We start from the raw sequence: 20,731 nt of genomic DNA, 5'->3' as shown, positions 1-20,731 counted from the left end.
GCGCCGGGAGCGGGTTGTTAGCGTTCCGCGCGTGCCGAAGATCCTGACCAGCCTCCCCGTCGGCGAGCGCGTCGGCATCGCCTTCTCCGGTGGCCTCGACACCTCCGTCGCCGTCGCCTGGATGCGCGAGAACGGCGCGGTCCCCTACGCCTACACCGCCGACCTCGGACAGCCCGACGAGCCCGACCTCGTCGCCGTCCGCGAGCGCGCGCTGGAGTACGGCGCCGAGGCCGCCCGCGTCGTCGACTGCCGTCGCGCACTGGTCGACGAGGGCATCGCCGCGATCGCCTGCGGTGCCTTCCACATCCGCGCCGGCGGGATGCCCTACTTCAACACCACCCCGATCGGCCGCGCCGTCACCGGCACGCTGCTGGTCCGCGCCATGGCCGACGACGGCGTCTCCATCTGGGGCGACGGCTCGACCTTCAAGGGCAACGACATCGAGCGGTTCTACCGCTACGGCCTGCTCGCCAACCCGGCCCTGCGGATCTACAAGCCGTGGCTGGACGAGGCGTTCGTCGACCAGCTCGGCGGCCGCGCGGAGATGAGCGCCTGGCTGGGCGAGCGGGAGCTGCCCTACCGCGACTCCGCGGAGAAGGCGTACTCGACCGACGCCAACATCTGGGGCGCCACCCACGAGGCCAAGAGGCTCGAGCACCTCGACACCTCGATCGAGATCGTCGAGCCGATCATGGGCGTGCGGTTCTGGGACCCGGCCGTCACGGTCGAGACCGAGGACGTCACCGTCGAGTGGGAGTCCGGTCGCCCCGTCGCGATCAACGGCACCCGCTACGACGACCCGGTCGCGCTGGTCGAGGAGGCCAACCGGATCGGTGGCCGGCACGGCCTGGGCATGACCGACCAGATCGAGAACCGGATCATCGAGGCCAAGAGCCGCGGCATCTACGAGGCCCCGGCGATGGCGCTGCTGTTCGTCACCTACGAGCGGCTCGTGTCGGCGATCCACAACCACGACTCGCTGTCGGCCTACGAGGAGCAGGGCCGCCGGCTCGGCAGGCTCCTCTACGAGGGCCGCTGGCTGGAGCCGCAGTCGCTGATGCTGCGCGAGTCCCTGACCCGCTGGGTCGGCAACGCGGTCACCGGGTCGGTCACGCTGCGGCTGCGCCGCGGCAACGACTGGTCGGTGCTCGACACCCGCGGCCCCGCCCTGGCCTACGCCGAGGACCGGCTGTCGATGGAGCGCGTCGAGGACGCCCCCTTCACCCCGGGCGACCGCATCGGCCAGCTCACCCTGCGCAACCTGGACCTGGCCGACTCCCGCGCGAAGCTGGAGCAGTACTCGGCCACCGGGATGCTCGGCGGCGAGTTCGGCACCTTCGTCGGCGAGATCGAGGCCGGGCGTGCGGCGGAGATCACCGCGACGCCGTCGGACCCCGACGCCGAGCAGGCCGAGGAGTCCCTCGACCGCGCCGCGATGGAGGCCGGGACCGACTGAGCCGGGCTCGGGACCGGGCCGCGCCGGGCCGGGATGCGATGATCGGGGCCGTGCTACCCACGACCGACCCCGCACCCGGTCCGCGGCCCCGGCCCGGACCGGGCGCACCGGCGGCCGAGGCGGTGGTCGACCTCGACGCCGTCCGGCACAACACCCGGTACCTGTCGGGTCTCGCGTCCGGGGCCGAGACGATGGTCGTGGTCAAGGCCGACGGCTACGGCCACGGCGCCGCCGCCGTCGCGCGGGCGGCGCTGTCGGCCGAGGCGACCCGGCTCGGCGTCGCCACCCTGGACGAGGCACTCGCGCTGCGGGCCGACGGCGTCGACGCGCCGCTGCTGTCCTGGCTGCACCTGCCCGACTCCGACTTCGCCGCCGCCGTCGCCGCGGGGGTGGAGCTGTCGGTGTCCGGCCGCGAGCACCTCGCCGCGGTGCTGGCCGGTGCCCGCGCCGCGGGCCGCCCGGTCCGGCTGCACCTCAAGGCCGACACCGGGCTGTCGCGCAACGGCTGCCCGCCCGGCGAGTGGCCCGCCCTGCTCGACGACGTCTCCGACGGCGTCGCCGACGGCACCTGCGAGGTCGTGGCCGTGTGGTCGCACCTGGCCGCCGCCGACGAGCCGGGCCAGCCCGCCGTCGACAGCCAGGCCGCGCGGCTGCACGCCGCCGCCGCGCTCGCCCGGGACCGCGGGTTCGCCCCGCAGCTGCACCTGTGCAACTCGGCGGGTCTGATGACCCGCCCCGACCTGCACCTCGACGTCGTCCGGCCGGGGATCGCCGTCTACGGGCTCGACCCGATCGCCCGCCCCGCCGACAGCCCGCTGCGCCCGGCGATGACGCTGCGCGGCCGGGTCGCGCTCACCAAGACCGTCGAGGCGGGCGAGGGCGTGTCCTACGGCCACGAGTGGGTCGCCCGCGAACCGCGCACGCTGGCGCTGGTGCCGCTGGGCTACGCCGACGGCGTCCCGCGCCGGCTCAACGACGGCGGCCGGATGCGCGTGCGGATCGGCGGCACCGTCCGGCCGGTCGCCGGGCGGGTCTGCATGGACCAGTTCGTCGTCGACTGCGGGCGGCCGGGGGCGCTGCCGGTCGCGATCGGCGACCCGGTCGAGCTGTTCGGCACCGGCGCCGACGGCGGACCGACGGCCCGCGAGTGGGCCGACGAGCTGGGCACCATCCACTACGAGATCGTCACGGGCGTCCGGGGGCGGGTGCGCCGCACGCTGACCGACGGGCGCGGGGGAGTCGCATGAGCCGCAGGGGATGGACCGTCGCCGGGATCGCGGGCGGTGTGGTCGGCGCGGCGGGCGCCGCGGCCGGGGTCGGTGTCGCCGCGCAGCGACGCAAGATCGCCGCCACCCGTCGCAGCCTGGCCACCGAGATGTCCGCGCACGCCGGGACGCCGCCGGGCACCGTCGGCGAGGAGATGTCGGTGATGGCCGACGACGGCGTCCGCATCGCCTGCGAGGTGGTCGCGCCGGCCGACGGTTCGGAGCCCGCGCTGACGGTGGTGCTGGTGCACGGCTTCGCCCTGGACCGGCGCACCTGGCAGGAGCAGCGACCGCACCTGGCCGGGCTGACCGGCCCGTCGGTGCGGATGGTGCTCTACGACCAGCGCAGCCACGGCCGCTCCGAGCGGGCGCCCGCGGACTCCTGCACGATCGACCAGCTCGGCCGCGACCTCGACGCCGTCATCCGCGCGCTGGCCCCCGAGGGTCCGCTGGTGCTGGTGTCGCACTCGATGGGCGGCATGACCGTGATGGCGCTGGCCGAGCAGCACCCGGAGCTGTTCCACGAGCGCGTCGCCGGGGTGGCGTTGGTGTCGACCTCGGCGGGGGAGATGGCGTCCTCGGGGCTGCCGGGCACGTTCCTGTCCCGGCGCAACCCGATCATCCGCACCCTCGGTGGGCTCGCCGCGTGGCAGCCCGGCCTGGTCGAGACGGGCCGCCGCGCGCTGGGCGACATCATCTGGGTGTTCACCAAGCGCTTCGCCTACGGCGACCGCCAGGTCGACCCGCGGATGGTCGACCTCGTCGACACGATGATCGACTCGAACGCCGTCGGCGCGCTCACCGACTTCGTCGACACCCTCGGCACCCACGACCGGCTCGCGGCGCTGCCCGGCCTGTCCGGCTGCGAGGTGCTCGTCCTGGCCGGCGACGGCGACCGGATCATCCCGTGGCGGCACAGCGAGGTCATCGCCGAGGCGATCCCGACCGCCCGGCTGGTGCGCCTGCCCGGGGTCGGGCACATGCCGATGCTGGAGCAGCCCGAGGTCGTCGACGCCGAGCTCGACGCGCTGATCGCCCGCACCACCGAGCGCACCGCGGGCGGCGGGCTGCGGGCCAAGCGCCCGCCGCAGCTCACCGACACGACCGACGACGAGCAGGCCGAGGCGGGCGGCGGCGCGCTGCAGGGGCTGCTGCGCAGCGCGGGCCGCGTCCGCCGGGGCAGCCGCACCCCGGCCCGGGCCGGCCGGTCCCGGAAGAAGGACCGGCCGTGATCCCCGCCCCCGGCGCGGACGCCGTCGTCACGGAGCTGCCGACCGTCGCCGACACCGAGTCCTTCGGCGAGACGGTCGGCCGCGAGCTGGTCGCCGGTGACGTCGTGCTCCTGGCCGGGCCGCTCGGCGCGGGCAAGACCGCCCTGGTCCGCGGCCTGGCCCGCGGGCTCGGGGTGACCGGCACGGTGGCCTCGCCGACGTTCGTGATCGCCCGCGAGCACCCCTCCGCGGGCGACGGCCCGGCTCTGGTGCACGTCGACGCCTACCGGCTGGGCGGGCCCGACGGGAACGTGGACGTCGCGGCCGAGCTGGACGACCTCGACCTCGACACCGAGCTGGACCGGGCGGTCGTCGCCGTCGAGTGGGGGGTCGGGGTCGCGGAGCGGCTCGCCGGGTCCGCGGTGACGATCGCGCTGGAGCGCCGCGACGACGACACCCGGGTCGCGACGCTGCGCCGCACCGCGCGTCCGTAGGCTCGCGGGCGTGCTGGTACTGGCCCTCGACACCGCGACGACCGTCGTCACCGCCGGTCTCGTCGACCTCGGCCCCGACGGCGGGCTGCGGACCCTCGCCGCCCGCGCGCACGACGGCCGCCGCCACGGCGAGCTGCTGATGCCCGCGGTCCGGGCGCTGTGCGCCGAGGCGGGCCATGCGCTCGCCGAGGTCGGGGCGGTGGTCGTCGGCGCCGGTCCGGGCCCGTTCACCGGGCTGCGGGTCGGGATCGCCTCGGCGGCCGCGCTCGGCCACGCCCTCGACGTGCCGGTGCACGGCGTCGTCACCCACGACGCCCTCGCCTGGGGGCTGCACACCGGCGGGAACCTGCTGGTCGTCACCGACGCCCGGCGCAAGGAGGTCTACTGGGCCGCCTACGACGCCTCCGACCCCGCCGACGCCCACTCGGTCCGCAGGCTGACCGGCCCGGCCGTCGAGGCCCCGGAGGCGCTGGCCGCGCGCCTGGACGAGCTGGCGATCGGCACCGTGGTCGGCGATCCGGCGTTCGCGCAGCGGCTCGGCCGCGAGATCGGCGGCCCCGGCGCCCCGACCGTCGACGGGCTGGTCGGCGTCGCCGCGGCGGACCTGCTCTCCGGCCGGGCCCCCGACCCGGTCGAGCCGCTCTACCTGCGCCGCCCCGACGCCGTCGAACCGACCGGCCGCAAGCGCGTCACCGCGTGAACGCCACCGTCTCGCTGGGCCCGCTGTACCGGGCCGACGCGGTGCGCTGCGCGGAGCTGGAGGAGATCCTGTTCCCCGGGGACGACCCGTGGAGCGCGCGGGCCTTCCGCGACGCCGTCTCCTCCGGCCAGCTCTACCTCGCCGCCCGCGCCGGTGACGAGCTGGTCGGCTACGCCGGACTGGCCGTCGTCGCCGGGCCGCCGATGGCCGAGGCGGAGGTGCACACGATCGGCGTCGACCCGGCCTGGCAGGGCCACGGGATCGGCCGGGCGCTGCTGGCGGGGCTGCTCGCCGCCGCCGACGAGCTGCGCGCCACCGTGTTCCTGGAGGTCCGCACCGACAACGAGCCGGCCCGCACGCTCTACGAGAGCACCGGGTTCGCCGTCGTCGGGGTGCGCAAGCGCTACTACCGGCCCTCGATGGCCGACGCCTACACGATGCGCCGCGAGCGGGCCGCGCGTCAGGACGTGGCGGACAGGTAGGACAGCAGGCGCAGCTCGTCGTCGGTCAGCTCCAGGGTGAGCATCGGCAGCAGCTGCTCCAGCTGCTCGACGGTGCGTGCGCTCGCGATCGGCGCGGTCACCGCGGGCTGCGCGGCCAGCCAGGTCAGGGCGATCGCCGGGACCGGGACGCCGTAGCCGGCGGAGATCTCGTCGAGCCCGGCGAGCACGGCGCGGCCGCGGGAGTCCAGGTACGCCGCCGCGCCCTGCGCCCGCGGGCTCTCCGGGGCGGGGGAGTCGGGCCGGTACTTGCCGGTCAGGAAGCCCTTGGCCAGCCCGTAGTACGGGTGGACGGCCAGCTTCTCCGACTCGGCGAGCGGGGCCAGACCCGCCTCGAAGTCGTCGCGCTCCATGAGGTTGTAGTGCGGCTGGATCGTGCTGAACGCGGTCAGCCCGTCGCGCGCGGAGATCTCCAGCGCCGACCGCAGCCGCTCCGGGGAGAAGTTCGACGCGCCGACCTCGCGGACGAGGCCCTCGCGCACCAGGGCGTCGAACGCGTCGAGGGTCTCCTCCTGCGCGGTCGCCTCGTCGTCGCGGTGGGCGTAGTAGAGGTCGATCCGGTCGGTGCCCAGGCGGCGCAGCGAGTCCCGCGCCGCGGCCGCGACGTTCTCCGCCGACAGGCCCTCGCGGCCGGGCAGGGCGCCGACCTTCGTCGCGAGGTGCAGCGCGTCGCGGTTGCCGCGGGCGGCCATCCACTCGCCGAGGATCGTCTCGGACTCGCCGCCGGAGTTCCCCGGTGCGCGCCACATGTAGGAGTCCGCGGTGTCGATCATCCGTCCGCCGGCGGCGACGAACGCGTCGAGGACGGCGAACGAGGTCTCCCTGTCCGCCGTCCAGCCGAAGACGTTCGCGCCGAGAACCAGGTCAGCCACGCGTCCGAACCTACTCCGCTACAGCGGTCGCAGGCCCGGCCGACGGTCCTCGGTCACGAACCGTCCGCGGGTCTGCACCGGGGCGCCCGGCTGCCGCACGAACGGCACCACCTTGAACTCGGCCTCCATCCGGTCCGCGGTGAACCGGGTGCTGACGTAGCCGCGGCGGTTGTTGTGGAACCGGATGTGCGGGTTCTCGGCGAGGACGGCGTCGGAGCCGTTCTGCTTCTCCGAGCCGTCGCCGCCCGAGGTGATCGAGCTGGACACCAGCTCGGTGCCGACGACCGGCGAGGCGGGGTCGTCGAAGCGGCGCTTCACGTCGGCGCCCCAGTGCGCGTGCACGTCGCCGGTGAGCACGACGAGGTTGCGGGCGCGCCCGCGCTGCGTGGCCGCGGTCCAGGAGTCGACGACGCGGTCGCGCGAGCCGGGGTAGCCGTCCCACGCGTCGGGGTTGAAGCCGCGCCCGGCGCCCGGGGTGAAGTCGACCTGGGAGAAGAACACCTGCTGGCCCAGCACGTCCCAGCGGGCGCGGGAGCGGGCGAAGCCGTCGGCGATCCAGCGTTCCTGCGCGGAGCCGGGCAGCGACCGCGCCGGGTCGGTGCGCTCCGCGCAGTCGCTGCGGAACTCGTCGCCGCAGGGCTGGTCGCCGCGGTACTGGCGGGTGTCGAGCATGTGGAAGGTGACCAGCCCGCCCCAGCCGACGCGGCGGTACAGCCGCATGGCGGCGCCACGGGGGCGCTGGGCGGCGCGCAGCGGCATGTTCTCCCAGTAGGCGCGGAACGCGGCCGCCTTGCGGGCGGTGAAGTCGCCGGGCGGGTCGAGCGGGAGCTCCCGGACGTCGCCGGCCCAGTTGTTCTCGACCTCGTGGTCGTCGAACACGACGAGCCACGGCGCGGCCGCGTGCGCGGCCTGCAGGTCGGCGTCGGCGTGGTACTGGGCCAGGCGCTGCCGGTAGCCGGCCAGCGTCGTCGTCTCCGGGCCGGCGTGGTCGCGCACGTTCCCGCCGGGCGCGACGTAGTCCTTCGCCGGGTACTCGTAGATGTAGTCGCCCAGGTGCAGCAGCACGTCCGGGCGCTCCTCGGCCATCCGCCGGTAGGCGGTGAACCACCCGTGCTCGAACTGGGAGCAGGAGGTGAAGGCCATGTGCACCGGCGTCATCGACGCCGGCGGGGGCGCGGTGCGGGTGCGGCCGGCGTCGGAGACGGTGCGGCCCACGCGGAAGCGGTAGTGGTAGTCGCGGCCGGGACGCAGGCCCGGCACCTCGACGTGCACGCTGTGGCCCGCGTCCGGCCCGGTGCGGACCCGGCCACGACGCACGACGCGGGTGAAGCGCTCGTCGTCGGCGACCTCCCACTCGACGTCGGTGGCGCGGTTCCCGAGCCCGCCCAGGCCGTCCTCGGCGACGGGGTCGGTGGCGAGCCGGGTCCAGAGCACGACCGAGGTCGGATCGGGTTCCCCGGAGGCGACGCCGAGCCCGAACGGGTCCCCCGGCGGCCGGGCCGGGACGGGTCCGGGAGCCGCGGCGGCCGCGCCCGGCAGCAAGGGTGCGGCGGCGGTGACGGCGGCGGCGGTGAGTCCGGCGCGCAGCAGCGAACGGCGGGAGGTGACCACGATGTGCAGTGCAACGGTCCCGATCGAGTGACACCGGGCCGTCGGCCGACGAGTACGTGAACAACGGGCGACGACCGGGATCTCCCGACACGCCCGAACGGCGCGGTTGAGCCCCCGCTCGGCTTCTGGCACTCTCATGGATAGAGTGCCAACGCGCGCGGCGGACGACCTCCGCCCCGGCACCCGCGACGGCGGGGCGGGAGTCGCCACGTGCGCGCTGCTGACACCGCTAGAGAACCCGTGACACCGGATTCACCCCAGGAAGGGGAGGTCATCGTCGTGGCGAACATCAAGCCGCTCGAGGACAAGCTCGTCGTCCAGGCCAGCGAGGCGGAGACCACCACCGCCTCCGGCATCGTCATCCCGGACACCGCCAAGGAGAAGCCCCAGGAGGGCAAGGTCCTGGCCGTCGGCCCGGGCCGGGTGGACGACAACGGCAACCGCGTCCCGCTCGACGTGGCCGTGGGCGACGTCGTCATCTACTCGAAGTACGGCGGCACCGAGGTCAAGTACAACGGCGAGGAGTACCTGATCCTCTCCGCGCGCGACGTGCTGGCCGTCGTCAACTGACGCGAGGCATCGCCTGACGTACCGCCCCGGGTGGTCCACCCCCAACGGTGGCCCGCACCGGGGCGGTCGCGTCTCTCCCCCCGAGAACCCGAGTATCCCGAGAGGCAGCGAGAACAAGACATGGCGAAGCAGATCAGCTTCGACGAGGAGACCCGTCGCGCGCTCGAGCGTGGCGTGAACCAGCTCGCCGACGCGGTGAAGGTGACGCTCGGCCCGCGCGGCCGGCACGTCGTCATCGACAAGAAGTTCGGCGGCCCGACCGTCACCAACGACGGCGTCACCATCGCCCGTGAGGTCGACCTCGAGGACCCGTTCGAGAACCTCGGCGCGCAGCTGGCGAAGACCGTCGCCACCAAGACCAACGACGTCGCGGGCGACGGCACCACCACCGCCACCGTGCTCGCCCAGGCGCTGGTGAAGGAGGGCCTGCGCAACGTCGCCGCGGGCGCCGCGCCGTTCGCGCTGGGCCAGGGCATCGCCGCGGCCTCGGCGAAGGTCTCCGAGGTGCTGCTGGCGAAGGCCACCCCGGTCGACGCCAAGAGCCACATCGCGCAGGTCGGCGCCATCGCCTCGCGCGAGCAGGAGATCGGCGACCTGATCGCCCAGGCGATCAACACCGTCGGCAAGGACGGCGTGATCACCGTCGAGGAGGGCTCCACCCTCTCGACCGAGCTGGAGATCACCGAGGGTCTGCAGTTCGACAAGGGCTACCTGTCGCCGTACTTCGTCACCGACTCCGAGTCCATGGAGGCGGCGCTCGACGACCCGTACATCCTGCTGCACCGCGACAAGATCGGGTCCATCCAGGACCTGCTGCCGCTGCTGGAGAAGGTGCTCGGCGAGGGCAAGCCGCTCCTGATCATCGCCGAGGACGTCGAGGGCGAGGCGCTGTCCACGCTGGTCGTCAACTCGATCCGCAAGACCGTCAAGGTCGCCGCGGTCAAGTCGCCGTTCTTCGGTGACCGCCGCAAGGCGTTCATGGACGACCTCGCGGTCGCCACCGGCGGTCAGGTCATCAACCCCGAGGTCGGCCTGAAGCTGAACGAGGCCGGGCTCGAGCTGCTGGGCCGCGCGCGTCGCGTCGTCGTCACCAAGGACGCCACCACGATCGTCGAGGGCGCCGGCTCCAAGGCCGACGTCGAGGGTCGTGTCGCGCAGCTCAAGCGCGAGATCGAGGAGTCCGACTCCGACTGGGACAAGGAGAAGCTCCAGGAGCGCCTGGCCAAGCTCTCCGGCGGTGTCGCGGTCATCAAGGCCGGTGCCGCCACCGAGACCGCGCTCAAGGAGCGCAAGCACCGCATCGAGGACGCCGTCGCGGCGACCCGTGCGGCGGTCGAGGAGGGCATCGTCCCCGGCGGCGGTTCCGCGCTGGTGCACGCCGCGGCCGAGCTCGAGGGCGGGCTGGGCCTGACCGGTGACGCCGCGACCGGTGTCGCGATCGTCCGCAAGGCGCTCTCGGCGCCGCTGTACTGGATCGCCGAGAACGGCGGCGACGAGGGCGCGATCGTCGTGTCCCGCGTCGCCGAGGGCGGCTGGGGGACCGGGTACAACTCGGCCACCCGCTCCTACGGCGACCTGATCGCCGACGGCGTCATCGACCCGGTCAAGGTGACCCGGTCGGCGGTGGAGAACGCCGCCTCCATCGCGCGCATGGTGCTGACCACCGAGAGCGCCGTGGTGGACAAGCCGGAGAAGGCCGACCCGGCCCCGGCCGGTGGCCACGGGCACGGTCACGGTCACTGATCCGGTCCGAGCACGACGACGGCGGGCGACCCTCGGGTCGCCCGCCGTTGTGCGTTGCGGGGCAGGAAGTGTGTGCCGTCCGACGGGAGATGGGAGCCCCCGCCGGTCGGGGCTCTCTCAGGCGGTGTGGATCTCCACCGGCTGGACGGTCGCCTCGGCGGCGACCTTGAGCGTGCGGCGCGGACCGCGGATGATCGCGTCCCGCTCGGACTCGGACAGGCCGCCCCAGATGCCGTAGGGCTCGTGCACCTTCAGTGCGTGCTCGCGGCACTGCTGCACCACGGGGCACTCGGAACAGACCTGCTTCGCTCGGGTCTCACGACGGGCCCGGGCGGGACCGCGCTCACCCTCGGGATGGAAGAAGAACGCGCTGTCCATCCCCCGGCAGGCTCCCTCCATCTGCCAGTCGTAGATGTCGGCGACCGGGCCGGGAAGCCTCCGGATGTCCGCCATGTTCGTCACCTGCCTTCGCTATCGAACCTGACGACGCTCAGATTCCCTGGCCATGGCGGCCGCAAACCTGATTCGAGGTGAACGATGGTGCACGTCCGACAGGGTGGTGCATGGCGAGCGCCGTCGGCGGAGGTCCGGGCCCTGCTCGCCGGGGTGGCGACGGACCGGGAGGTGGCCGCGGCGGCGCGCCCGGACGGGCCGGCGGAGCTGCGGTGGGCGGCCGCCGTCGCCCGGGGCGGCTCCGGGCACTACGCGGCCGCGGCCGCGCTGCTCGACGGGGTGCGCCGCGACCCGGCGGCCGGGGTCGTGCCGCGGGCGCACGCCACCGTCACCCGGGCCTCGCACCTGCGCCAGCTCGGCGGGCACCGCGCCGCGGCCGCCCTCGACGGCGCCGCGCTCCGGCTGGTGCTGCCGGGCGCGGGGACCCCGGGCGACCCCGGGCCGTGGGGCCTCGACCGCGCCGCGGCCGTCGCCGACGCGCTGACCGGGCTCGCCGCCGACGCCCTCGGCCGCCTCGACGCCGCGACCGCCGCCGTGCTGCTGCGCCGGGCCGGGCCGTGGTGCGGCCCGCACGGTCACCGCACCCGGGTCCGCCATGGCTGGGTGACCGCGGAGACGGCACTGGTCGCGGGCGACCCGGCCGCGGCGCTCGCCGCCGCCGACGAGGCGCTGGCCGGGGCACGGGCGCTCGGGTCCGCGCGGCACGTGCTCAAGAGCCGCCTGGTCCGGGCGGTCGCCGCCGGGGTGGCGGGGCGGGACCGGGCGGGCGTCGTCGCCGAGCTGGACGCGGTGGCCGCGGACGCGCTCGTACACGGACTGCTACCGCTGCACCGCCCCGCGCTGCTCGCCCGGGCCGACCTCACCGGGCCGGGACCGGGGCCGGACGGGGCACCGGACCCGGCCGGAGGTGGTCCGGATGCCGTACCCGCTCGGCCGTACCGCGGGCGCCGCGGGGCCGATCGGGCGACGCCGGAGGCCGGTTCCGGACCGGTCGTCGGAGCGCGACACGCCGGAGCGTCACCATTCGATACGCGCAGTCGCCGAGCGGATGCGGAGGGTCGCCGACATGCGGTGTTGCACACGGTGAGCGTCCTCTATACGCGAAGTGACCGTAGCGGGCGAGACCTGCTGCGGGAGTAGTGCCCGGAGTCCGGCCCGGACGATGTACCGTACGGACTACTCCATTCGGCGACACTTCACCCACATGACGCTGATGCACGTGGGTCAGAGCGCCGAACGGAGGGCACAAAATCGCCCCGACCGTGTCAAGGTGAGAGTGTCACCCGCCGATTCGGAGGGTGAAGAATCACCCGGCTGCAGGAAGCTGCAGGAAGGAATCGTCGTGACGACGGTACTCATCTGCGACGATCGTCGCAGCGTCCGCGAGGGACTGACTCGCGTCATGTCCGCGGTCCCGGGGGTCCAGCGCATCGACTGCGTCGCCCACGGGGACGAGCTCCTCGCCCGCTACGCCCGCCAGTCCGTCGACGTCGTCCTGGTCGGGACGCAGCGTGCTGTGCCCACCGGGGTGGAGGCCACCCGACGACTGGTGGCCGCCCACCCGCAGGCCAACGTCATCGTCTTCGGAGCCCCGGACGACGCCGGCAGCATCGCCGCCGCCATCGCCGGTGGGGCACGCGGTTACCTGCGCTGGGACGCCTCGCGTCCCGAGCTGGTCGCCGCGCTGGCACACACCCTGGCCAGCACCTCGGTGCCGACCCCGCGCGTCCCCACCGACCCGGGGGTCCAGCTCACCGAGCGCGAGCTCCAGGTGCTGCGCGGGATGAGCCAGGGCAAGAGCAACGGCCAGATCGGCCGCGAGCTCTACCTGTCCGAGGACACCGTGAAGACCCACGCACGCCGGCTGTTCCGCAAGCTCGGCGTCCGTGACCGCGCACAGGCCGTGGCCCACGGCTTCCGGCGCGGCCTGGTGTCCTGACCGGGTCCCCACCCGGAACGGCACGAGAACGCACCACCGAGCGACCGACCCCGAACCGGCCGCTCCACCCCACCCGTCCGCGGGTGGGCATCGTGAGCCGGACCGACCCCCGCGGTCCGGCTCCACGCCCCGGACGTCCCCGTGTCCGGCCCACGCACCCGGGCCGCTGCAGACCCCGCGGCCCGCACCCGGGACACCACGCCCGGGAGATCCGCCCCGACCGGCTCCGGCCGGTCCGGCGCCCCGGTGACGGGACGCCGGTCGTGCTCCCCGCGACCGGACCCCGCCGGGGCCCGCGGCCGCCCCGGCCGAGGCCGACGACGGATCCGCCGGACGCCGTAACCGTCCGCCTCCGATCGGCCCTCGTCCGACGAGCGGTCGGCGGGACGCCGGGAATCGTCACCCGGCGTCCCCCGCGTCCCCGGGGTCACATGCGTCACCGCAGCCCCGCGGCCCCGACGACGACCCGTCCGGATTCCGCGCCGAACCGGGCGCGACCCGCGCCGGGCGGTCCACGGCCGGTGATCGGGCGCGGACGATCTTCACCTCGTCCGGTGACCGCATTCTGCGGTGGGTGACGAACCGCTCGCCGACCGTGGCCGCCCCGTGGACGTGTTCCGGCGCGGCCCCGCGCAACCCGGAACTGTGCACGATCGTCTGATCTGACATGGAGCGACTCCCGTCGGCGAGCCCCGCTCGGATACGGTGGATCCGAGCCGATCTCACCTGCGCGAACGCGGGTTGCCTCCACGATCGGATGACACTGCTGGAAGCTCGTAACGCCTGGGCGGTTCCCCACGATGAGTGAATCAAGAGACGTTCCCGACGAGTGGATCGAAGCGGCCATGGCCGGCGATCGGTCCGCGGTCGAGCGCGTTCTCGCCATGATTCGGCCCCTCGTCGTGCGCTACTGCCGCGCCCGTCTGGGGACCGACCGAGGGTCCGTCTCGGCGGACGATGTCGCCCAGGAGGTCTGCGTGGCCGTGCTCACGGCGTTGCCGGGGTACCGGGTGCAGGGTCGCCCGTTCCTCGCCTTCGTCTACGGCATCGCGTCCCACAAGGTCATCGACGCGCACCGGGCTGCGTCCCGGAACCGCTCCGAACCGATGGCCGACGTGCCGGACCGCATGGAGTCGTCCGACGGCCCGGAGTCCCGGGCCCTGCAGGTGGAACTGTCGGAGGAGATGTCCAAGCTCCTGGAGATCCTTCCGGACAAGCATCGGGAGATCATCGTGTTGCGCGTGGTCGTGGGTCTGTCCGCGGAAGGGACCGCGGCAGCCGTCGGCTCCACCCCGGGCGCCGTCCGCGTCGCCCAGCACCGGGCGCTGGCCCGGCTGAGGAAGATGATGAGTGAGGAGGTGGTCCGGGATGCGTGACCAGGGTCCGCACGGTCCGGGCTTCCCCCCACCGCCCGGTGAGGGCTGGGAGCGCCCGCCCGCACCGGTGACGCGTGGCCGCTTCGGCGAGCCCCGCCCTCCCCGTGCCAACGGCCACACCAACGGCCACTCGCACCCGCTCGGTCACCAGGGCCACCCGGTGCCGTTCGACGGGCGCACCGTCCCGCAGCCGGTCGTGCAGCGGCACGCCGCCCGCGCCGACGAGTGGGACGACCTCGACGGCTTCGAGGACGACGGCCCGATCGACCTCGTCGAGCTCCAGGCCGACGACGAGCTGATCAACGCCCTGTCCTCCGGGCTCGGCGTGTCCGGCCCCGGCCGGCGCGGCTACGACGTCGACGACCACCTGGCCGCGATGCTCTCGTCCTGGAAGGACGAGGTCGACCGCGACCCGATCCCGCAGCTGCTCGACGCCGACGAGGCCGTCCAGATCCTGCAGCCGGCGAAGCCGTCGCGGAAGGTCTCCTTCCTGCGCCCGCTCGTCGCCGCCGCGGCGGTCGCGGCGTGTGCGCTGGCCGTCGTCTCGATCAGCGCGCACGAGGCCCAGCCGGGCGACGCCCTGTGGGGTGTCTCCCGGGTGCTCTACAGCGAGCGCGCCGACCAGGTGCAGGCCGCGACCACGCTGCGCGAGGGCATCGAGCGGGTCAACGCCAAGCTCGCCGCCGGGGACACCGTCGGTGCGCAGCAGGAGCTCGCCGCGCTCGGCCCGCTGGTGGACCGCACCGCCCCGGACCTGCGCAACGACTTCGAGCAGCAGAACCGCTTCCTGAACCAGAAGGTCGCCGAGACCCCGCCGGGCACGCCGACCGACCCGCGGTCGCCGCTGCGCGACGGGACCCCGGCCCCGCCGCCCCCGGTCTCCGAGGGCAACGAGGACACCCCGACGCCGGACCCGCGTCCGTCGCAGGGGACGACCACCCCGGGTGGCACGACCTCGCCGGAGGGCACCACCGACCCGTCCGTGCTGAACGGGCCGGGTGAGACCTCGCCCACGACGTCGCCGTCGCCGTCGGAGACCTCGCCGACGACGGAGGGCCAGGCGGACCCGACGACCCCGACGACGGCGCCCACGACCCGGCCCACCGCGGCCGGGGAGGGGCAGAGCGACCCGACGGACGACACCACCCCGCCGTCGTCGACGACGACCGGCGCGGTGAGCAGCACGCCGAACTGACGCCGTCCGGCACGCAGTACGACGAAGGGCCCCGGAGGATCTCCTCCGGGGCCCTTCGCGTGTGTCGGGGGTGTCGCGCTCAGTCGGCGAGGGTCGCGTCGGCGTACCCGCGGCAGTACTCCCACGTGACGTAGTGCGCCGGGTCCGGGTCGTAGGCCGGCTCGTGCGGCCGCATCCGGCCCTCGTCGAGCAGCTGCTGCAGGCTCGCGCGCAGCAGGTTCCACTCGTGGAAGTGCTGCTCGCCGCAGTCCGCGCAGTCGACGACGATCCCGCGGACGCCACGGCCCGCCAGCAGCGCCTGGTACACGGCCAGGTCCGCCAGGTCGGCCAGGATCTCGCCGCGGTCGGTCTCGTTCAACGGGGGTACCTCGGAGTCACCGGAACCCGGCCACGGGCCGTCACCACGGTCGTCGTAGGCCTGCATCGAGAGCGCAGGGTCATCCGGGTCTCCGGCGAACGGGTCCGGTGGCAGCGCCTCTGGTGACACGGCGTACACGGTACCGGTGCAGGGGGGTCGGGCCCCGGCCCACCCCGGGGTGGTGGACGTACGATGGCGGCCTGCGGCGGGAGCCCGCCGTCAGCGTCGACCGCACCGCCTCGACAACACTGCTTCGACCGCAAGAGGAGCCCCGGAGAGATGACGAGCGAGATGGGCGGCCTGCCGGACAAGTTCGCGATGCTCGGACTGACCTTCGACGACGTGCTGCTGCTGCCCGCCGAGTCGGACGTGATCCCCAGCTCGGCCGACACGTCGAGCCAGGTGACCCGCCGGGTGCGGGTCCAGGTGCCGCTGGTGTCGTCCCCGATGGACACCGTCACCGAGTCCCGGATGGCCATCGCGATGGCCCGCGCCGGCGGTCTCGGCGTGCTGCACCGCAACCTCTCCCCGGACGCCCAGGCGGCCCAGGCCGAGGTCGTGAAGCGGTCCGAGGCCGGGATGGTGACCGACCCGGTGACCTGCAGCCCCGACGCGACGCTGGCCGACGTCGACGCCCTGTGCGCCAAGTTCCGGATCTCCGGCGTGCCGGTGACCGACGAGACCGGCCACCTGGTGGGGATCATCACCAACCGCGACATGCGCTACGAGGTCGACACCGACCGGCCCGTGTCGGAGGTCATGACCCGCGCGCCCCTGGTGACGGCCAAGGTCGGCGTCACCGCGGAGGCCGCGCTGGGCCTGCTGCGCCGGCACAAGCTGGAGAAGCTGCCGATCGTCGACGGCGACGACATGCTGCGCGGCCTCATCACGATCAAGGACTTCAACAAGACCGAGCAGTACCCGCTGGCGACCAAGGACCCGGACGGGCGGCTCGTCGTCGCCGCCGCGGTCGGGGTCGGCGACGACGCCTACGCCCGCTCGATGCAGCTCGTCGAGGCCGGTGTGGACGTCCTGATGGTCGACACCGCGCACGGCCACTCCCGCCGGGTGCTGGAGACCGTCGCGAAGCTGCGCGCCGAGGTCGGCGACCACGTCGACGTCGTCGGCGGCAACGTCGCCACCTTCGAGGGCGCCAAGGCGCTCGTCGAGGCGGGTGCGGACGCGGTGAAGGTCGGCGTCGGGCCGGGCTCGATCTGCACCACCCGCGTCGTCGCCGGGGTCGGCGCCCCGCAGATCACCGCGATCTACGAGGCCACCCGGGCGTGCGCCCCGGCCGGCGTCCCGGTCATCGGCGACGGCGGCATCCAGTACTCCGGCGACGTCGCCAAGGCCATCGCGGCCGGCGCGTCGACGGTCATGCTGGGCTCGCTGCTGGCCGGCACCGCGGAGTCGCCCGGCGAGGTCGTGCTCGTCGGGGGCAAGCAGTTCAAGACCTACCGCGGGATGGGCTCGCTCGGCGCCATGCAGGGCCGTGCCGGTGCCGCGGGCCGGTCCTACTCCAAGGACCGCTACGCCCAGGACGACGTGCTCAGCGAGGACAAGCTCGTCCCCGAGGGCATCGAGGGCCGGATCCCGTTCCGCGGGCCGCTGTCCTCGGTCGTGCACCAGCTCGGCGGCGGGCTGCGCTCGGGCATGGGCTACGTCGGCGCGCAGACCATCCCGGACCTGCAGCAGGCGCGCCTGGTGCGGATCACCGCGGCCGGTCTCAAGGAGAGCCACCCGCACGACATCACGATGACCGTCGAGGCCCCGAACTACGCCGCCCGGTAGTCACGGGGGCCCCAGCACCACCCTGAGCAGCGCCGCTTAGGGTGGTGCTCGTGCGTGACCTCGTGGAGATCGGGATGGGCCGGGAGGCCCGTCGTGCCTACGACCTCGACCAGATCGAGATCGTCCCGTCGCGGCGGACCCGCAGCTCGAAGGCCGTCTCGACGGCCTGGCAGCTCGACGCCTACCGCTTCGACATCCCGCTGATGACCCACCCCACCGACGCGGTGGTGTCGCCGGACTCGGCGGTGCGGATCAGCGAGCTGGGCGGGCTGGGGGTGCTGAACGCGGAGGGCCTCTGGGCCCGGCACGCCGACCCGAAGGGCGCGCTGGAGCGTGTCGTCGCAGCGGCGACCGGCGACGAGCCGGACTCCGCGGTGGCGCTGCTGCAGGAGCTGCACCAGGCCCCCATCCAGCAGGACCTGATCACCGAGGCGCTGCGCCCGCTGCGCGACGGCTCGCACACTGTGGCGGCGCGGGTCAGCCCGCAGCGCGCCCGTGAGCTCACCCCGGCGCTGCTCGCCGCCGGCGTCGAGATCCTCATCGTGCAGGGCACGATCATCTCGGCCGAGCACGTCTCGGACGACGAGCCGCTCAACCTCAAGGACTTCATCGCCGAGCTGGACGTCCCGGTCGTCGCCGGCGGGGTGGGGGACTACCGCACCGCGCTGCACCTGATGCGCACCGGCGCCGCCGGCGTCATCGTCGGGTACGGGCAGTCCACCTCCACCACCACCGACGAGGTGCTGGGGGTCGGGGTCCCGATGGCGACCGCGATCGTCGACGCCGCGGCGGCCCGCCGCGACTACCTCGACGAGACCGGCGGCCGGTACGTGCACGTGATCGCCGACGGCGGCATCGGCACCTCCGGTGACATCGCCCGCGCCGTGGCGTGCGGCGCCGACGCGGTCATGCTCGGCGAGCAGCTCGCCGAGGCCGCGGAGGCCCCCGCGGGCGGGCTGTACTGGACGTCGTCGGCGGCGCACCCGTCGCTGCCGCGCTCGGAGGTCACCGGCCTCGCGCGGTCGGGGCGGACCCTGGAGCAGGTGCTGTTCGGGCCGACCGACAGCCCGTACGGCACGACGAACCTGTTCGGTGCGCTGCGCCGGGCGATGGCGAAGACCGGCTACTCCGACCTCAAGGAGTTCCAGCGGGTCGGGCTGAACCTGCGTACCTGAGTCACCCCTCGGCGGTCACGGCCGCCAGGAACTCCGCGGCCCGCTCCCGCAGCCCGGCCCGTCGCTCGTCGACGGTCGTGCCGGGGGCGGGCTTGAGCGCGGCCGTCGCCGTCTCGACGCGCACGTGCTCGGCGCAGGCCAGGTCGGCGCAGATGTAGGTGCCGACGGTGTCGCCCTGGCGGCCCTTCGCGCCGCGGCGCGGGGCGGCGAACAGCGCGACCCCGCCGACGGTGTGGGTGGTCCGGCACAGCGCGCACATCGCCGCCGCGCGGGCGGCACCGGTGGCGGCGCGCAGCACGACACCGGCCGGGCCGTCGTCGGTGGGGACCAGCAGCACCCCGCGGTCGGGGGCCTTCGGGTCACGCCAGCCGCGGACGTCGTCGAGCAGGTCGAGGTCCAGGTCGCGGACCCACGCGGGCAGGACCATCCGCGTCGCCTCCCCCTTGGAGCAGTTGGTGAGGGCGCGGCGGATCCGGGTCTCGGTCGGGCTGGTCACGGCGGGCCACGCTAGGCGCCCGTCGCGGCGGGGGTCGAGCGGGTTTCGGCGCGGTAGGTTCGACGGCGACGCCGTCGTCAGCCAGGAGGAGCCCGCCGATGAGCCGCCCCACCGCCGGAGCCGCCATGGGCGGTGGACGAGCCTTCGTCGACGCGACCGGGACCCCGGTGCCGCTGCGCGGACCGGTCGTGCGGGTGGTGGCGACCGACCCCCGGGTGGGGGAGCTGCTGCTGGAGCTGGGCGCGCAGCTGGTCGGCTGCGCGGGGACGCTCGACGGCGTCGACCCGGTCGGTGACGACCGCAGCCCGGACCCGCAGGCGGTGCGGGCGCTGCGCCCGGACGCGATCGTCACCGGGACCGCCGACGGCCGGTACGACCTGGCCGACCCGGCCCTGCTCGGACGGCTGCGCGACATCGCGCCGACGGTCGCCGTCGACCTGGGTCGCCGCGCCGCGAGCGCCGCGGACCTGCGGGCGCTGCTCGGGTCGGTGCAGCCGCCGCCGCTGCGCTCGCGCGGGCGACACGAGGACTGAGGCTCAGCCCGCCAGGACGGCGCGGACCCGGTCGGTGACGGCCGTCAGGTCGTCGCGCACCAGGTTCGACTGCGCGGTGAAGACCGACAGCTGCGACGGGTCCAGCGCGAGCGCCCCGGAGGTCCCCGCGGTGGCGGCGGCGGTGCCGTGGTCGAGCAGCGCGGTCCAGGAGGTCTGCGCGACGGCGTCGGGCACGGCGTCGTAGGCCCGCGCGGCGTCGATGGCGGCCTGCAGCCGCCCGCAGGCGACGGCGAGCGACACCGCGTCCTGACGGCCCGCGGCGTCGGCGACGCGGGTGAAGCCGTCGCCGATCGCGGTGAGGTGGGTGAGCCCGCCGTTGTCGCGCCAGGCGGTCATCGCGACGACCGGGTCCCCGGCCCACAGCCCGGTCCCGGCGGCGGACCCGACCAGCGACGCCGCGACGGCCTGCGGCAGCGGCGGGCCCTGCGGCACCGTCGCGCCGGAGGCGGTCACGCTCTGCGGAGTGGGCAGCGGGGAGGTCGCCGACGGGGTCATGATCAGGCCCGCGGCGGCGATCGCCGCGGTGCCGGTGGCGGCGGCGCACAGGAACACCGGCAGGATCCGGGCCCGGAACGCGCGGGCCCGGGGGACGACCGCGGCCCCGGGAACCGGCTCCGCGGACTCCCGGACCGGCTCCGCGACCGCGGGACCGTCGACGGGGGGCGCGGCGGGTGCCTGCGCCGGGGCGACCGGGGCCGGGGTCCCGCCGAGCAGCCCGGTGGTGCCGAGCGCCCCGAGGCCCAGCGCGTCCACCCCGAGCGCGCCGGTGCCGAGCGTGCCGGCGGCCGGGCGGGTCTCCTGCTCCGGCGCGGACCGCTGGGCGGGGACGAGCGGCGCGGCGGTCGTGGTGGTGGCGCCGTCGACGGCCGGGTCGGCGGGGGTGTCGCCGGTGCCGGTGGTGTGGCCGGTCGGGGTGGTGGCCATCGGGGTGCCTCCAGGTCGTACGGTGCCGTCATCCCCCCATCGGAGCAA

Annotated in this window: 20 protein-coding genes and 1 pseudogene; 15 read left to right on the top strand and 6 right to left on the bottom strand. The window is 74.8% G+C overall.

From position 1 onward, the window contains the following. Positions 1-31 precede the first annotated feature (31 nt). From argG to rimI, 6 genes and pseudogenes are all read left to right on the top strand, one after another. A pseudogene (gene argG / locus KPL60_RS27215) lies at positions 32-1,304 on the top strand (argininosuccinate synthase); the annotation flags it as partial. Between the two features lie 190 nt (positions 1,305-1,494). Beyond that, entirely contained in the window at positions 1,495-2,703 is a 1,209-nt protein-coding gene (gene alr / locus KPL60_RS27210; RefSeq protein ID WP_374228761.1) for an alanine racemase, read from the top strand. Then, positions 2,700-3,953, top strand: coding sequence for an alpha/beta fold hydrolase (locus KPL60_RS27205; protein ID WP_226353798.1), 1,254 nt, complete (start codon positions 2,700-2,702; stop codon positions 3,951-3,953). The genes alr and KPL60_RS27205 overlap by 4 nt, the downstream gene beginning before the upstream one ends. Beyond that, the gene (gene tsaE / locus KPL60_RS27200; RefSeq protein ID WP_226353797.1) at positions 3,950-4,426 is read left to right on the top strand and encodes a tRNA (adenosine(37)-N6)-threonylcarbamoyltransferase complex ATPase subunit type 1 TsaE; all 477 of its coding nucleotides are present in this window, start codon (positions 3,950-3,952) and stop codon (positions 4,424-4,426) included. The genes KPL60_RS27205 and tsaE overlap by 4 nt, the downstream gene beginning before the upstream one ends. A 10-nt stretch (positions 4,427-4,436) precedes the next feature. Continuing rightward, entirely contained in the window at positions 4,437-5,126 is a 690-nt protein-coding gene (gene tsaB, locus KPL60_RS27195; RefSeq protein WP_226367611.1) for a tRNA (adenosine(37)-N6)-threonylcarbamoyltransferase complex dimerization subunit type 1 TsaB, read from the top strand. After that, on the top strand, positions 5,123-5,608 hold the full coding sequence (gene rimI, locus KPL60_RS27190) for a ribosomal protein S18-alanine N-acetyltransferase (RefSeq protein WP_226367610.1): 486 nt from the start codon (positions 5,123-5,125) through the stop codon (positions 5,606-5,608). The genes tsaB and rimI overlap by 4 nt, the downstream gene beginning before the upstream one ends. On the opposite strand, the gene KPL60_RS27185 is transcribed toward rimI, so the two are convergent. Further along, positions 5,587-6,498 carry an aldo/keto reductase gene (locus KPL60_RS27185; RefSeq protein ID WP_226353794.1) on the bottom strand — a complete coding sequence of 304 codons (912 nt, stop codon included), beginning with the start codon at positions 6,496-6,498 and terminating at the stop codon, positions 5,587-5,589. The two genes, rimI and KPL60_RS27185, sit on opposite strands and share 22 nt — an antisense overlap. A gap of 18 nt (positions 6,499-6,516) precedes the next feature. Further along, positions 6,517-8,109: an alkaline phosphatase gene (locus KPL60_RS27180; protein ID WP_226367609.1), complete on the bottom strand. Its 1,593-nt coding sequence runs from the start codon at positions 8,107-8,109 to the stop codon at positions 6,517-6,519. Between the two features lie 279 nt (positions 8,110-8,388). Between KPL60_RS27180 and groES the strand changes: the two genes are divergently transcribed. Continuing rightward, positions 8,389-8,679, top strand: coding sequence for a co-chaperone GroES (gene groES, locus KPL60_RS27175; RefSeq protein WP_020623960.1), 291 nt, complete (start codon positions 8,389-8,391; stop codon positions 8,677-8,679). A 120-nt stretch (positions 8,680-8,799) separates the two neighbouring features. Next, positions 8,800-10,422 carry a chaperonin GroEL gene (gene groL, locus KPL60_RS27170; RefSeq protein WP_226353792.1) on the top strand — a complete coding sequence of 541 codons (1,623 nt, stop codon included), beginning with the start codon at positions 8,800-8,802 and terminating at the stop codon, positions 10,420-10,422. Between the two features lie 117 nt (positions 10,423-10,539). Here the strand turns inward: groL and KPL60_RS27165 are convergent, their stop codons facing one another. Further along, on the bottom strand, positions 10,540-10,875 hold the full coding sequence (locus KPL60_RS27165; RefSeq protein WP_062403765.1) for a WhiB family transcriptional regulator: 336 nt from the start codon (positions 10,873-10,875) through the stop codon (positions 10,540-10,542). 84 nt (positions 10,876-10,959) lie between these two features. On the opposite strand from KPL60_RS27165, the gene KPL60_RS27160 reads away from it, so the two are divergent. The 4 genes from KPL60_RS27160 (at position 10,960) to KPL60_RS27145 (ending at position 15,385) form a co-directional block, all read left to right on the top strand. Then, a complete protein-coding gene (locus tag KPL60_RS27160; protein ID WP_226353791.1) occupies positions 10,960-12,015 on the top strand; it encodes a hypothetical protein in 1,056 nt (351 codons plus the stop codon). Between the two features lie 202 nt (positions 12,016-12,217). Continuing rightward, complete coding sequence (locus tag KPL60_RS27155) at positions 12,218-12,814, top strand: response regulator transcription factor (protein ID WP_010225624.1); 597 nt, start codon at positions 12,218-12,220, stop codon at positions 12,812-12,814. Positions 12,815-13,614: 800 nt separating this feature from the next. Next, on the top strand, positions 13,615-14,190 hold the full coding sequence (locus KPL60_RS27150; protein ID WP_226367608.1) for a sigma-70 family RNA polymerase sigma factor: 576 nt from the start codon (positions 13,615-13,617) through the stop codon (positions 14,188-14,190). Beyond that, positions 14,183-15,385 carry an anti-sigma-D factor RsdA gene (locus KPL60_RS27145; protein ID WP_226367607.1) on the top strand — a complete coding sequence of 401 codons (1,203 nt, stop codon included), beginning with the start codon at positions 14,183-14,185 and terminating at the stop codon, positions 15,383-15,385. The genes KPL60_RS27150 and KPL60_RS27145 overlap by 8 nt, the downstream gene beginning before the upstream one ends. 79 nt (positions 15,386-15,464) lie before the next feature. Here the strand turns inward: KPL60_RS27145 and KPL60_RS27140 are convergent, their stop codons facing one another. Continuing rightward, on the bottom strand, positions 15,465-15,872 hold the full coding sequence (locus KPL60_RS27140) for a DUF5319 domain-containing protein (RefSeq protein ID WP_226353789.1): 408 nt from the start codon (positions 15,870-15,872) through the stop codon (positions 15,465-15,467). Positions 15,873-16,022: 150 nt separating this feature from the next. Between KPL60_RS27140 and guaB the strand changes: the two genes are divergently transcribed. After that, positions 16,023-17,534, top strand: a complete 1,512-nt coding sequence (guaB, locus tag KPL60_RS27135; protein ID WP_226367606.1) for an IMP dehydrogenase — start codon at positions 16,023-16,025, stop codon at positions 17,532-17,534. Between the two features lie 50 nt (positions 17,535-17,584). Beyond that, positions 17,585-18,709 carry a GuaB3 family IMP dehydrogenase-related protein gene (locus tag KPL60_RS27130; RefSeq protein ID WP_208823117.1) on the top strand — a complete coding sequence of 375 codons (1,125 nt, stop codon included), beginning with the start codon at positions 17,585-17,587 and terminating at the stop codon, positions 18,707-18,709. Position 18,710: 1 nt separating this feature from the next. Here KPL60_RS27130 and KPL60_RS27125 read toward each other — a convergent pair whose 3' ends face one another. Beyond that, positions 18,711-19,205, bottom strand: coding sequence for an FBP domain-containing protein (locus KPL60_RS27125; RefSeq protein ID WP_226353745.1), 495 nt, complete (start codon positions 19,203-19,205; stop codon positions 18,711-18,713). Positions 19,206-19,303: 98 nt separating this feature from the next. Between KPL60_RS27125 and KPL60_RS27120 the strand changes: the two genes are divergently transcribed. Next, positions 19,304-19,738, top strand: a complete 435-nt coding sequence (locus KPL60_RS27120; RefSeq protein WP_226353744.1) for a hypothetical protein — start codon at positions 19,304-19,306, stop codon at positions 19,736-19,738. 3 nt (positions 19,739-19,741) lie between these two features. Here the strand turns inward: KPL60_RS27120 and KPL60_RS27115 are convergent, their stop codons facing one another. Continuing rightward, a complete protein-coding gene (locus KPL60_RS27115) occupies positions 19,742-20,683 on the bottom strand; it encodes a hypothetical protein (RefSeq protein WP_226353743.1) in 942 nt (313 codons plus the stop codon). Between the last annotated feature and the right edge of the window lie 48 nt (positions 20,684-20,731).

The organism is Pseudonocardia sp. ICBG162 (genome assembly GCF_020496225.1).
Classification (GTDB): Bacteria; Actinomycetota; Actinomycetes; order Mycobacteriales; family Pseudonocardiaceae; genus Pseudonocardia; species Pseudonocardia alni.
This window is presented reverse-complemented; position numbering and strand designations above follow the sequence as displayed.